Annotated in this window: 14 protein-coding genes; 8 read left to right on the top strand and 6 right to left on the bottom strand. The window is 53.1% G+C overall.

What is annotated here, in order from left to right; genetic code table 11:
• Window positions 1–76: 76 nt before the first annotated feature.
• Window positions 77–1,810, bottom strand: coding sequence for an arginine--tRNA ligase (argS, locus tag OGY68_RS20340; RefSeq protein ID WP_003833857.1), 1,734 nt, complete (start codon window positions 1,808–1,810; stop codon window positions 77–79).
• Between the two features lie 238 nt (window positions 1,811–2,048).
• Between argS and OGY68_RS20335 the strand changes: the two genes are divergently transcribed.
• Window positions 2,049–2,615 carry a VOC family protein gene (locus tag OGY68_RS20335; protein ID WP_057068134.1) on the top strand — a complete coding sequence of 189 codons (567 nt, stop codon included), beginning with the start codon at window positions 2,049–2,051 and terminating at the stop codon, window positions 2,613–2,615.
• A gap of 2 nt (window positions 2,616–2,617) precedes the next feature.
• The gene (gene cutC, locus OGY68_RS20330) at window positions 2,618–3,364 is read left to right on the top strand and encodes a copper homeostasis protein CutC (protein ID WP_048235198.1); all 747 of its coding nucleotides are present in this window, start codon (window positions 2,618–2,620) and stop codon (window positions 3,362–3,364) included.
• Window positions 3,365–3,598: 234 nt separating this feature from the next.
• Here cutC and cmoB read toward each other — a convergent pair whose 3' ends face one another.
• The 5 genes from cmoB to OGY68_RS20305 form a co-directional block, all read right to left on the bottom strand.
• Window positions 3,599–4,567 carry a tRNA 5-methoxyuridine(34)/uridine 5-oxyacetic acid(34) synthase CmoB gene (gene cmoB, locus OGY68_RS20325; protein WP_003833851.1) on the bottom strand — a complete coding sequence of 323 codons (969 nt, stop codon included), beginning with the start codon at window positions 4,565–4,567 and terminating at the stop codon, window positions 3,599–3,601.
• On the bottom strand, window positions 4,564–5,307 hold the full coding sequence (gene cmoA, locus OGY68_RS20320) for a carboxy-S-adenosyl-L-methionine synthase CmoA (protein ID WP_003034686.1): 744 nt from the start codon (window positions 5,305–5,307) through the stop codon (window positions 4,564–4,566). Before cmoA ends, cmoB begins: the two co-directional genes overlap by 4 nt.
• Window positions 5,308–5,347: 40 nt before the next feature.
• Entirely contained in the window at window positions 5,348–5,743 is a 396-nt protein-coding gene (locus OGY68_RS20315) for an MAPEG family protein (RefSeq protein WP_003833847.1), read from the bottom strand.
• Window positions 5,744–5,917: 174 nt separating this feature from the next.
• Window positions 5,918–6,736 (bottom strand): DUF72 domain-containing protein, encoded by an 819-nt coding sequence (locus OGY68_RS20310; RefSeq protein ID WP_057066831.1) that lies wholly within the window; start codon window positions 6,734–6,736, stop codon window positions 5,918–5,920.
• Window positions 6,733–7,299 (bottom strand): hydrolase, encoded by a 567-nt coding sequence (locus OGY68_RS20305; protein WP_057066829.1) that lies wholly within the window; start codon window positions 7,297–7,299, stop codon window positions 6,733–6,735. Before OGY68_RS20305 ends, OGY68_RS20310 begins: the two co-directional genes overlap by 4 nt.
• Window positions 7,300–7,586: 287 nt before the next feature.
• On the opposite strand from OGY68_RS20305, the gene aspS reads away from it, so the two are divergent.
• From aspS to ruvB, 6 genes are all read left to right on the top strand, one after another.
• A complete protein-coding gene (aspS, locus tag OGY68_RS20300; RefSeq protein WP_003833841.1) occupies window positions 7,587–9,359 on the top strand; it encodes an aspartate--tRNA ligase in 1,773 nt (590 codons plus the stop codon).
• Between the two features lies 1 nt (window position 9,360).
• Window positions 9,361–9,804 (top strand): dihydroneopterin triphosphate diphosphatase, encoded by a 444-nt coding sequence (nudB, locus tag OGY68_RS20295; RefSeq protein ID WP_003034863.1) that lies wholly within the window; start codon window positions 9,361–9,363, stop codon window positions 9,802–9,804.
• A 28-nt stretch (window positions 9,805–9,832) separates the two neighbouring features.
• The gene (locus OGY68_RS20290; protein WP_003833836.1) at window positions 9,833–10,576 is read left to right on the top strand and encodes a YebC/PmpR family DNA-binding transcriptional regulator; all 744 of its coding nucleotides are present in this window, start codon (window positions 9,833–9,835) and stop codon (window positions 10,574–10,576) included.
• Window positions 10,577–10,609: 33 nt separating this feature from the next.
• The gene (gene ruvC, locus OGY68_RS20285; protein ID WP_003034867.1) at window positions 10,610–11,131 is read left to right on the top strand and encodes a crossover junction endodeoxyribonuclease RuvC; all 522 of its coding nucleotides are present in this window, start codon (window positions 10,610–10,612) and stop codon (window positions 11,129–11,131) included.
• A gap of 80 nt (window positions 11,132–11,211) precedes the next feature.
• Window positions 11,212–11,823 carry a Holliday junction branch migration protein RuvA gene (ruvA, locus tag OGY68_RS20280; RefSeq protein ID WP_003034869.1) on the top strand — a complete coding sequence of 204 codons (612 nt, stop codon included), beginning with the start codon at window positions 11,212–11,214 and terminating at the stop codon, window positions 11,821–11,823.
• 8 nt (window positions 11,824–11,831) lie between these two features.
• Window positions 11,832–12,842 (top strand): Holliday junction branch migration DNA helicase RuvB, encoded by a 1,011-nt coding sequence (gene ruvB, locus OGY68_RS20275; protein WP_003034872.1) that lies wholly within the window; start codon window positions 11,832–11,834, stop codon window positions 12,840–12,842.
• Window positions 12,843–12,884: the final 42 nt, after the last annotated feature.

Below are 12,884 nucleotides of genomic sequence, written 5' to 3'. Positions count from 1 at the left end.
CTGCCTACGAGGGCGGTCATTCGGAAAAATAAAAAAGCCCGCGACATAGCGCGGGCTTTCACATTACTTGAAGTGATTACATACGTTCTACGGTTTCGATACCCAGAGTATCCAGACCCAGCTTCAGGGTTTTCGCCGTCAGCTGTGCCAGTTTCAGTCGGCTGTTACGAATCTCTTCGTTTTCAGCGCTGAGAATAGGGCAGTGCTCGTAGAAGCCGGAGAACAGACCAGCAACGTCGTACAGGTAAGCACACATCACGTGTGGCGTACCTTCACGCGCAACGACGGTCAGCGTTTCTTCAAACTGCAGCAGACGTGCTGCCAGTTGAGCCTCGCGATCTTCGCTGATGACGACCTGAGCATTTGCCAGTGCGCTTTCGTCGATATCTGCTTTACGGAACACGGACAGTACGCGGGTATAAGCGTACTGCATATATGGCGCGGTGTTACCTTCGAACGCCAGCATGTTGTCCCAGTCGAAGATGTAGTCGGTGGTACGGTTTTTGGACAGATCCGCATATTTCACTGCGCCGATACCGACCGCATTTGCCAGTTTTTCCAGTTCGTCGGCAGGCATGTCCGGGTTCTTCTCCGCGACCAGACGACGTGCGCGCTCCAGCGCTTCATCCAGCAGATCGGCCAGTTTAACCGTGCCGCCCGCGCGGGTTTTGAAGGGTTTACCGTCTTTGCCCAGCATCATACCGAACATGTGGTGTTCCAGCGGCACTGAATCCGGCACATAACCGGCTTTACGTACGATGGTCCAGGCCTGCATTAAGTGCTGATGCTGGCGAGAGTCGATGTAATAAAGAACGCGATCGGCATGCAGGGTTTCGTAACGATACTTGGCGCAGGCGATGTCGGTTGTGGTGTAGAGATAGCCGCCATCTTTCTTCTGAATGATAACGCCCATCGGTTCGCCTTCCTTGTTCTTATACTCATCAAGGAATACGACGGTAGCGCCTTCGCTTTCAACAGCCAGGCCTTTCGCCTTCAGATCGGCGACGATGCCAGGTAGCATCGGGTTGTACAGGCTTTCGCCCATGACGTCGTCACGGGTCAGGGTAACGTTGAGGCGATCGTAGGTTAACTGGTTCTGCGACATGGTAATGTCGACCAGTTTGCGCCACATCTCGCGGAAGTATTCGTCACCGCCTTGCAGTTTCACGACATAACTACGGGCGCGTTCAGCGAAGGCTTCATCTTCGTCGTAATGTTTTTTCGCATCACGGTAGAAACCTTCCAGGTCAGCCAGCGCCATCTCTCCGGCATTTTCCTGCTGCTGTTTTTCCAGCCATGCGATGAGCATACCGAACTGAGTACCCCAGTCGCCGACGTGGTTAGCGCGAATAACGTTGTGACCGAGGAACTCCAGCGTACGCACCGCCGCGTCACCGATGATGGTGGAACGCAGGTGACCAACGTGCATCTCTTTCGCTACGTTAGGCGCGGAGTAGTCAACCACGACGGTTTGTTTAGCCGGTTGAGTGACGCCCAGACGATCGGAAGCCAGCGCCTGCTGAACGTGCTGCGCCAGAAATGCCGGATCGAGAAAAATATTGATAAAGCCCGGGCCGGCAATTTCAACTTTGCTGGCGATCCCGTTGAGATCCAGATGAGTCAGCACCTGCTCAGCCAGTTGTCGCGGCGCCATACCCAGTTTTTTAGCGACAGCCATCATGCCATTAGCCTGATAGTCGCCGAACTGTACTTTTGCTGACTGACGAACCTGCGGTTCGCAATCTGCAGGCGCGCCTGCAGCAATCATGGCCTGACTGACTTTTTCTGAGAGAAGAGCCTGAATATTCACCGGAATACCTTACATTTATGAAGCGGCCTAAAATTCACCGCACCAGTTTAAGAATTAAGGGCGGGAGTATACTGCAAATGCCCGTTGCCGTCAGCATTGTGTGTACCGCCAGTAGCCTGAAATATAAACAATGCAATGGCGTAAATTTATTCATGATGTGTTCGAAGAAAACAGCGGTTGGATGGCGCAGCGCAACAGAGTAAATTAGCGACTTTGAACATGGATATGAGCTTTTAATATGGTGAACTGGCAAACCGTTGCAGAACTACAGGATATTTCTGCTGATTTACCGCATTTCACGCAGGCATTAACGGAACTTTCTACCCGTCTTGGGCTGGATATCACAGGCTTGGAAGCCGATCACATTTCCTTGCGTTGCCATCAAAATACCACCGCAGAGCGCTGGCGTCGTGGGTTTGAACAGTGCGGTGAATTGTTGTCAGAAAACATCATTAACGGCAGACCTATTTGTCTTTTTAAACTGCATGAGCCGGTTTGTGTGCAACATTGGCAATTTTCCATCGTCGAACTGCCGTGGCCGGGCGAAAAACGCTACCCACATGAAGGCTGGGAACATATTGAAATTGTTCTGCCGGGAGAGGCGGAAACGCTGAATGCGCGAGCGCTGGCGCTGCTTTCCGATCACGGTCTGAGTCAACCGGGCATTTTTGTGAAAACCAGCTCGCCAAAAGGTGAGCGTGAGCGTTTACCGAATCCGACGCTGGCGGTTAGCGATGGTAGCGTGACGATAAAATTCCATCCGTGGTCGATTGAAACCATTGTGGCAAGCGAACGTCAGGAGTGAGCATGGCTATACTGGAAATCTGCTGTTACAGCATGGAGTGCGCGCGCACGGCGCAGCAAAACGGCGCGGATCGTATTGAACTATGCTCGGCACCCAAAGAAGGGGGCTTAACGCCGTCACTGGGCGTCTTGCGTTCCGTTCGCCAGCACATTTCGATTCCCGTCAATCCCATTATTCGCCCACGTGGAGGCGACTTTTGCTACACCGAGGGTGAATTTGCTGCAATGCTGGATGATATTGCGATGGTCAGGGAACTGGGATTCTCAGGGCTGGTGACCGGCATTTTAGATGTGGATGGCAATGTCGATATGCCGCGCATGGAGAAAATAATGATTGCCGCCGGTTCGCTGCAAGTCACTTTTCATCGGGCCTTTGATATGTGTGCTAACCCACTCAATGCGCTTAAAAAATTAGCTGATTTGGGCATTGCCAGAGTACTCACTTCAGGGCAAAAATCAGATGCGGCGCAAGGTTTAACAAAAATAATGGAACTTATTGCGCAGCCCGGTGCTCCAATCATTATGGCCGGAGCGGGGGTTCGCGCCTCGAATTTGTCCCTGTTCCTTGATGCTGGAGTGCAGGAAGTCCACAGTTCTGCCGGAGTATGGCTGGCTTCACCAATGCGTTATCGCAATTCGGGGTTGTCGATGTCTTCGGATGCGCAGGCGGATGAGTATTCGCGCTATGCGGTAGACGGGACGGCGGTTGCTGAAATGAAAGCAATCATTGCACACCATCAGGCCAACTGATTTTACCGTTGCATCATGTCGCCCAATATGATGCTTGCTCGTACCAGGCCCCTGCAATTTCAACAGGGGCCTTTTTTTCTCCTTCATATTTCAAGCCGCAGCAGCGTTGGCCGCCTCGCGCACCCCGGTCACGTAGTTATCTACGCTCCCGGGGATTTGCTACGTTGCCGCCTTGCTGCAACTTGAACTATTTTGGAGAAACGGTGCTATACGTAACGGTCATTCGGCAATCTATTACGGCTTACGCGCAATCAATACTGCGCGTAATGGGGCGGGGTAGCCTTCCACCGTTTTGCTGTGGTCGTTCGGGTCGAGGAAGTCGGCTAGCGACTCGGTTACCATCCACTCGGTGCGACGTTGCTCTTCGGTGGTGGTGACGCAGACATCGGCGATGCGCACATCAACAAAACCGCATTTTTCCAGCCAGTTTTTTAAAGCCAACGCAGATGGAATAAAGTAGACGTTACGCATTTGCGCGTAGCGATCGCCCGGCACCAGAACGGTATTTTCATCACCTTCGACGACCAGCGTTTCCAGCACCAGCTCGCCATCTTTAACCAACTGATCCTTCAACTGCCACAGATGTTCCAGCGGCGATCGGCGGTGATAAAGCACGCCCATGGAGAACACGGTGTCAAAGGCGTTTAGCGCTGGAAGTTGCTCAATACCCAGCGGCAGCAGGTGAGCACGCTGGTCATTGCCCAGCAGTTTACGTACCGCCTCAAACTGGCACAGAAACAGTTGCGTAGGATCGATCCCAACCGCCAGATGCGCTCCAGCGCCAATCATGCGCCACATGTGATAACCACTGCCACAGCCAACATCAAGAATGGTACGGCCGGTGAGATCAGACAAGTGCGGCAGAACGCGATCCCACTTCCAGTCGGAACGCCATTCGGTATCGATGTTGACGCCGTACAGCGAGTACGGTCCTTTACGCCATGGCATCAGGTTACGCATCAGGGTGTCGATACGTTTAAGCTGGCCTTCGCTGAGCGGTTCTTTACTTTCTGCGGTAACGCTGTGCAGTAAGTCCAGACGATGCGGCGTCAGCTCGGGCAGAAACTCGACGGCGTTTGACCATTGTTTAAATAAACCATGCTGATCGCGCTGCCAGGCAGCGATTTGCGCCGGAAGCGTTTCCAGCCAATGGGACAGATGATTTTTGGCAATCAACTGATAAAAGTTACCAAAATCGATCATGCGCTAACCTCAGCTTTCAACGCCACCAGAGAGCCAAAGTTGAAGCACTGGAACCACAATTCGCTGTGCTCAAAGCCGGCCTGATGCAGTCGCGCTTTGTGCGTTTCTACCGAGTCGGTCAGCATCACGTTTTCCAGCATGCTGCGTTTCTGACTAATTTCCAGTTCGCTGTAGCCATTGGCCCGTTTGAAGTCGTGGTGCATGTTGAACAGCAGCTCGCCAACGTTAGCGTCTTCGAAACTGAATTTTTCAGACAGCACCAGCGCGCCGCCGGGATTCAACCCTTGATAAATCTTATCCAACAATGCCTGGCGCTCAGGTGGCTCAAGGAATTGCAGGGTAAAATTCAGCACCACCATCGAGGCGTTTTCGATAGTAATGTTGCGAATATCGCCTTCGACAACCTCAACCGGGGTCGGTGCCTTATAGGCGTCAATATGACGACGGCAGCGCTCAACCATCGCCGGGGAGTTATCGACGGCAATAATTTTGCAATTCTCGTGATGAATATTGCGACGCACCGAGAGCGTCGCCGCGCCCAGAGAACAGCCCAGATCGTAGACCTGCGTGTTGGGTTGTACGAAACGTTCGGCCAGCATGCCAATCATAGAAATGATATTGGAATAGCCAGGAACGGAACGCTGGATCATATCCGGGAAGACTTCAGCTACCCGTTCATCAAAGGTCCAGTCACCCAGACTGGCGATAGGCGCAGAAAAAAGCGTGTCGCGGTGAGACATAACGTAAAAATCCGGGAAAAATAAAGTGGCGTATTGTGCGCTAATGCAGGGAGAAAACCAACTCCCAGGGCATATACCAAAGATTCGCCAGCACCATTAGCAACAGCGAACACCAGGTTGCGCTCATGCCTGAACGGCGCCAGCGGAAAAGCCGGTGGTGGAATCCGTAATAATGCATCAGTCGTCCGGCAATCAACATCAGCCCGCAAATATGCACCATCCACGTCTCTGCGCCGTTCATTTCCATAAATAACAGCAGCACTAACGCGACGGGAATATATTCCACCGCATTACCGTGAATGCGGATAGCGCTTTGCAGTTCGCTAAAACCTCCATCGCCATAGGCAACGCGATATTGCATGCGCAGGCGAACGACGTCAAAGGAGAACTTTATTAACAATAACGCACCCAATACGGCATAAAGCGCGCTTACCATACAAACTCCCTTTACTCGTCATACTTCAAGTTGCATGCGCGGTGGCTGTACTCGCTCCCCTCAGTCACTTACTAATGTAAGCTCCTGAGGATTCTCTCCCTTGCCATCTTCCTGCAACTCGAATTATTTAGAGTACGGTTGGGTTGATGGCACTGACTATGATAGGTGGCATTTTCAGAAAAGAGAAGATTGCTGTGGAATCGAGGGTGCTGATCCGATCTCTGGCAGGGCGCTGCGTAAATCTGCCCATAGCGTATCAACAAGCTCCGGGGCCTGCGCGATGTCCGGCGTATGCAAAAACAGATACGGCGTCGTGGTGCGTTGCCATAGCGACAGCTTGGTCAGCCAGACGGCAAAAAGCTCGCTGTTTTGTGCCATATTATCGCTACCGATAAAGCGTACCATCGGATGGTTTGCCGTCACTACCGCATGCACCGGAACCTTCGGTTTCTTGCGCTGGGCGTCGCGTATTGCTTCAGTATGCGGGATTGCGGCATGTACCGGGCGGCTGTCCAGAATCACCCGGTTTACTCCACGCTCGTGTAAACCGCGATTAAATAGCTGCTCGGCTTCGCCTTTGGCAAAGAAGTCTGGATGGCGAACTTCCACACCGTAGGTAAAGGAATTCGGGAGCATATCGAGAAACTGCCACAGGGCAGGCAGATCGCGTGGGCCAAAAGTCGCGGGTAATTGCAGCCAGTATTGCCCAATGCGCGCTTCCAGCGGCGACATGCGTGTAAAAAATTCCTGTACAAGGTCATCACAATTACGCAGCGCAGCCTGATGCGAAATGGTCGCCGGAAATTTAAAACAAAATCGAAACGCATCGGTGGTCTGTGCCTGCCAGCGGGCAACAATATCGGATTTAGGCAGCGCATACAGCGTGGTATTGCCCTCCACGCAGTTAAAGTGGCGGGCATACTCTTCAAGGCTGGTGATCCCCAGACGCACCCATTTTGGATGCGACCACTGGGGTAAACCGATATAAATCATAGCGCTTGCAGAATCTCCTCCACGCTGCGAACGCGCGCAATGCGCGGGAAAATGTGGGTCATGCTGGCCTGGTGTTGCTCAGCACTGGCGGCGCTACAGGCATCTTCTGCAATGATAAGACTGAAACCCAGCTCCCACGCATTTCGCGCCGTTGACTCCACGCCAATGTTTGTCGAGATCCCGCACAGGACGATGGTATCAATACCCCGGCGACGCAGGTGCAATTCCAGATCGGTGCCATAGAAGGCTCCCCACTGGCGTTTAGTCACTTCGATATCGCTGGCGCATTTCCCCAAAGCAGCCGGGTAATGCCACCAGTTTTCAGGTAACGCTTTTGCCGGAGACTGAGCATCTACGGGTTGTTTCAGCGCTTCGGCGTAATCGTCAGACCAGCCGACGCGCACCATTACCACCGGGGAACCGTGGGCACGGAATTTTTCCGCCAACTGCGCGGCGCGGGTAACCACATCATGTGCCGTATGAGGGCCGCCAGCGAAAGGCAGGATCCCTTCCTGTAAATCAATTACGACAAGGGCGGTTGTTTTAGCGTTCAATTCCAGCATGGTCACTCCAGTAATAAAAGAATTCCGTTACACCTTAATCGCGAATCAGTGTGAAAGGGGCGACAATTTTTGTTATTTTTTGTGAGATTACGCAATGCCCGTCCAGGAAACAGGCGTACAGTCAGTACCGGACTGAGAGTCTATCCCAGTAGGCTCTTATCGTGCGGCAGAATTTCCAGTATAATAGCCGCCTTTTTTCATTCAGTTGTGACATTCAGCTAAAGCTGCGACTTCGTCATCTGCGAGACAGGTGACAATCCGCCTGCGGCAAAGTTAAGGGATATCTCATGCGTACAGAATATTGCGGACAGCTACGTCTGTCCCACGAGGGGCAGCAGGTGACTCTGTGTGGTTGGGTCAACCGTCGTCGTGATCTTGGTAGCCTGATCTTTATCGATATGCGCGACCGCGAAGGTATCGTGCAGGTATTTTTCGATCCGGACCGTGCGGACGCGTTAAAGCTGGCCTCCGAACTGCGTAATGAGTTCTGCATCCAGGTTACGGGCACCGTGCGTGCGCGTGACGCGAAAAACGTCAACGCCGATATGGCGACGGGCGAAATTGAAGTACTGGCCTCCGATCTGACCATCATCAACCGTTCAGACTCGCTGCCGTTGGACTCTAACCACGTCAACACCGAAGAAGCGCGACTGAAGTATCGCTATTTAGATCTGCGTCGCCCTGAAATGGCGCAGCGCCTGAAAACGCGTGCCAAAATCACCAGTCTGGTGCGTCGTTTTATGGACGACCACGGCTTCCTCGACATCGAAACACCGATGCTGACCAAAGCGACGCCGGAAGGCGCGCGCGATTACCTGGTACCTTCTCGCGTACATAAAGGTAAATTCTACGCGCTGCCGCAATCACCTCAGTTGTTTAAACAGCTGCTGATGATGTCTGGCTTTGACCGCTACTATCAGATCGTTAAATGCTTCCGTGATGAAGACTTACGTGCTGACCGTCAGCCTGAATTTACCCAGATCGACGTTGAGACTTCCTTCATGACCGCACCGCAGGTGCGTGAAGTGATGGAAGCGCTGGTGCGTAATCTGTGGCTGGAAGTGAAAGGTGTCGATCTGGGTGATTTCCCGATCATGACCTTTGCTGAAGCTGAGCGTCGTTACGGTTCCGATAAACCAGACCTGCGTAACCCGATGGAGCTGGTTGACGTCGCCGATCTGGTGAAAGACGTTGAGTTCGCAGTGTTCTCTGGTCCGGCAAACGATGCGAAAGGCCGCGTAGCTGCTCTGCGTGTACCGGGCGGTGCTGCACTGAGCCGTAAGCAGATCGACGATTACGGTAACTTTATAAAGATTTACGGCGCGAAAGGCCTGGCTTACATCAAAGTCACCGAACGTGCGAAAGGTCTGGAAGGTATTACCAGCCCAGTTGCTAAGTTCCTGAACGCAGAAATTGTGGAAGCGATTCTGGCACGTACCGGTGCGCAAGACGGCGACATGATTTTCTTCGGTGCCGACAACAAGAAAGTAGTTGCCGACGCGATGGGCGCGCTGCGTCTGAAACTGGGTAAAGACCTGAACATCACCGACGAAGCCAAATGGGCGCCGCTGTGGGTTATCGACTTCCCAATGTTCGAAGACGATGGTGAAGGCGGACTGACCGCAATGCACCACCCGTTCACCGCGCCGAAAGACATGACGGCCGCTGAGCTGAAAGCTGCGCCGGAAGACGCGGTTGCCAACGCGTACGATATGGTCATCAACGGCTACGAAGTAGGCGGCGGTTCCGTGCGTATTCACAACGGCGACATGCAGCAAACCGTATTCGGTATTCTGGGCATTAATGAGCAAGAACAGCGTGAGAAATTCGGCTTCCTGCTGGATGCGCTAAAATATGGTACACCGCCGCATGCGGGCCTGGCGTTTGGTCTGGACCGTCTGACTATGTTGTTGACCGGTACTGACAACATTCGTGATGTTATTGCTTTCCCGAAAACCACGGCTGCAGCATGTCTGATGACTGAAGCGCCAAGCTTTGCCAACGCAGCTGCGCTGGCGGAACTGAGCATTCAGGTTGTTAAGAAGGCCGAGAATAACTGATATGACATATAAACAGCCTGTCTCGGTGTTAGTCGTGATTTATGCAAAGGACACCGGGAGAGTGCTGATGTTACAGCGACGCGACGATCCTGATTTCTGGCAGTCGGTCACCGGCAGCCTTGAAGAAGGTGAAACCGCGTCGCAAGCCGCTATGCGCGAAGTAAAGGAAGAGGTCGCCATTGATGTTGCATCTGAGCAACTGACCTTAATTGACTGCCAGCGCACGGTGGAGTTTGAGATTTTTAGCCATTTACGTCATCGCTATGCACCGGGAATTGAACGTAATACTGAATCCTGGTTTTGCCTGGCACTTCCCTCAGAACGAGAGATCGTGTTCACCGAACATCTGACCTATCGTTGGGTTAATGCGGTTGAAGCCGCCCAATTAACCAAGTCGTGGAGTAACCGGCAGGCGATTGAAGAGTTTGTAATTAACGTCGCCTGAAAAGGCGCGCTTTTTGGAGATATTATTTATGGCAGGTCATAGTAAATGGGCCAACACCAGACACCGTAAAGCAGCGCAGGATGCTAAACGCGGTAAAATTTTCACCAAAATAATTCGTGAGCTGGTGACGGCGGCTAAACTGGGCGGCGGCGATCCGGATGCTAACCCTCGTCTGCGTGCAGCGGTTGATAAAGCGCTGGCTAACAACATGACCCGTGACACCCTGAACCGTGCAATCGCGCGCGGTGTGGGTGGTGATGAAGATTCCAACATGGAAACCATCATCTATGAAGGTTACGGTCCTGGCGGTACAGCCGTTATGATTGAATGTCTGTCTGACAACCGTAACCGTACCGTTGCGGAAGTGCGTCATGCGTTCACGAAAACGGGTGGTAACCTCGGTACCGACGGTTCCGTGGCTTATCTGTTCAGCAAAAAAGGCGTTATCTCCTTTGAACAGGGCGACGAAGACGCCATCATGGAAGCGGCGCTGGAAGCAGGTGCTGAAGATGTTGTGACCTTCGACGACGGCGCAATTGACGTTTACACCGCGTGGGAAGAGATGGGCAAAGTGCGTGACGCGCTGGAAGCGGCTGGTCTGAAAGCGGACGCAGCTGAAGTGTCTATGATCCCATCCACCAAAGCGGATATGGATGCAGAAACGGCGCCGAAGCTGATGCGTCTTATCGATATGCTGGAAGACTGCGACGACGTGCAGGAAGTTTACCACAACGGTGAAATCTCCGATGAGGTTGCTGCCACCTTAGAATGATGTGGTTTAGCCATAAAATAACAGGAGATGCGGATGTCTATTATTCTCGGCATTGACCCGGGGTCTCGCATCACCGGTTATGGCGTTATTCGTCAGGTCGGCAGGCAGCTGACCTACCTCGGCAGCGGCTGCATTCGCACCAAAGTCGACGATCTCCCGTCACGTCTGAAGTTGATTTACGCGGGCGTGACGGAAATCATCACCCAGTTTCAGCCGGACTATTTTGCCATTGAGCAGGTTTTTATGGCGAAGAACGCCGACTCGGCGCTAAAGCTGGGACAGGCTCGCGGCGTGGCAATCGTTGCGGCGACCAATCAGGATCTACCGGTCTTTGAATACGCGGCCCGCCAGGTAAAACAGACCGTGGTGGGGATCGGTAGCGCGGAAAAAAGCCAGGTCCAGCATATGGTACGCACGCTGCTAAAACTCCCGGCAAACCCGCAGGCAGATGCCGCGGATGCGCTGGCGATTGCCATTACCCACTGCCATGTCAGTCAGAACGCCATGCAAATGAGCGAGTCGAGGCTGAATCTGGCGCGAGGTCGATTACGTTAGTGACAAATGAGGCTGGATATCTATCCAGCCTTTTTTTATGATAGCGCATTACCTTTTAGCCCTTAACGCAGGAGCGTCATGTGATAGGCAGACTCAGAGGCATCATTATTGAAAAACAACCCCCGCTGGTCCTTCTGGAAACGGGCGGGGTAGGCTATGAAGTGCATATGCCGATGACCTGTTTCTACGAGTTGCCGGAAGCCGGGCAAGAAGCGATTATTTTCACCCATTTTGTGGTGCGAGAAGATGCTCAGCTATTGTATGGCTTTAACAACAAGCAAGAGCGCACGCTGTTTAAAGAGTTAATCAAAACCAATGGCGTGGGGCCGAAGCTGGCGCTGGCGATCCTCTCCGGTATGTCTGCTCAGCAGTTCGTTAATGCCGTGGAGCGCGAAGAGCTGGGCGCGCTGGTGAAATTACCGGGTATTGGTAAGAAAACCGCAGAACGCCTGATTGTAGAAATGAAAGACCGCTTTAAAGGTTTGCATGGTGATCTCTTTACACCAGCAGCGGATCTGGTCCTGACGTCTCCGGCAAGCCCGACAACGGACGACGCCGAGCAGGAAGCGGTTGCTGCGCTGGTGGCGTTGGGCTATAAACCACAGGAAGCCAGCCGCATGGTGAGCAAAATTGCCCGCCCTGATGCCAGCAGTGAAACCCTGATTCGTGAAGCGCTTCGCGCGGCATTGTGAGGTAACGGATGATTGAAGCAGATCGCCTGATTTCGGCTGTCAGCACTACCCCTGAAGATCTGGTGGATCGTGCGATTCGCCCAAAATTGCTGGAAGAGTATATTGGCCAGCCTCAGGTTCGTTCGCAAATGGAGATTTTTATCCAGGCGGCGAAGCTGCGCGGTGATGCTCTCGATCACCTGCTGATTTTCGGTCCTCCTGGTCTTGGTAAAACTACGCTTGCCAATATTGTCGCCAATGAAATGGGCGTTAATCTGCGCACCACGTCTGGTCCGGTACTGGAAAAAGCGGGTGACCTGGCGGCAATGCTTACCAACCTTGAACCCCACGATGTGCTGTTTATCGATGAAATACATCGTCTGTCACCGGTGGTGGAAGAGGTGTTGTATCCGGCGATGGAAGATTATCAGCTGGATATCATGATTGGTGAAGGACCGGCTGCCCGTTCGATTAAGATCGATCTGCCGCCGTTCACGCTAATCGGGGCGACGACGCGCGCCGGGTCGTTAACCTCTCCGCTGCGTGACCGTTTTGGTATTGTGCAGCGCCTGGAGTTCTATCAGGTGGCAGACCTGCAGCACATTGTTGGGCGCAGTGCGCGTTTTATGGGCCTGGAAATGAGCGATGAAGGCGCGCTGGAAGTGGCACGCCGCGCCCGCGGTACGCCGCGTATCGCCAACCGTTTATTACGCCGGGTACGCGATTTCGCTGAAGTGAAGCATGACGGCACGATTTCGGCTGATATTGCCGCCCAGGCGCTGGATATGCTCAATGTGGATGCGGAAGGATTCGATTATATGGACCGTAAGCTGCTGCTGGCGGTTATCGATAAATTCTTTGGCGGACCGGTAGGACTGGATAACCTGGCAGCGGCGATTGGGGAAGAGCGTGAAACCATTGAGGACGTGCTGGAGCCGTATCTGATTCAGCAAGGTTTTCTACAACGTACGCCGCGTGGACGTATGGCAACCGTGCGCGCCTGGAACCATTTTGGCATTACACCGCCACAGATGCCTTAATGCCTGATGTCGCGACGCTCATCAGGCCTGGGCGATTTTGTA

It is taken from the genome of Citrobacter sp. Cpo065 (assembly GCF_030332805.1).
GTDB classification, from domain to species: Bacteria; Pseudomonadota; Gammaproteobacteria; order Enterobacterales; family Enterobacteriaceae; genus Citrobacter; species Citrobacter portucalensis.
This window is presented reverse-complemented; position numbering and strand designations above follow the sequence as displayed.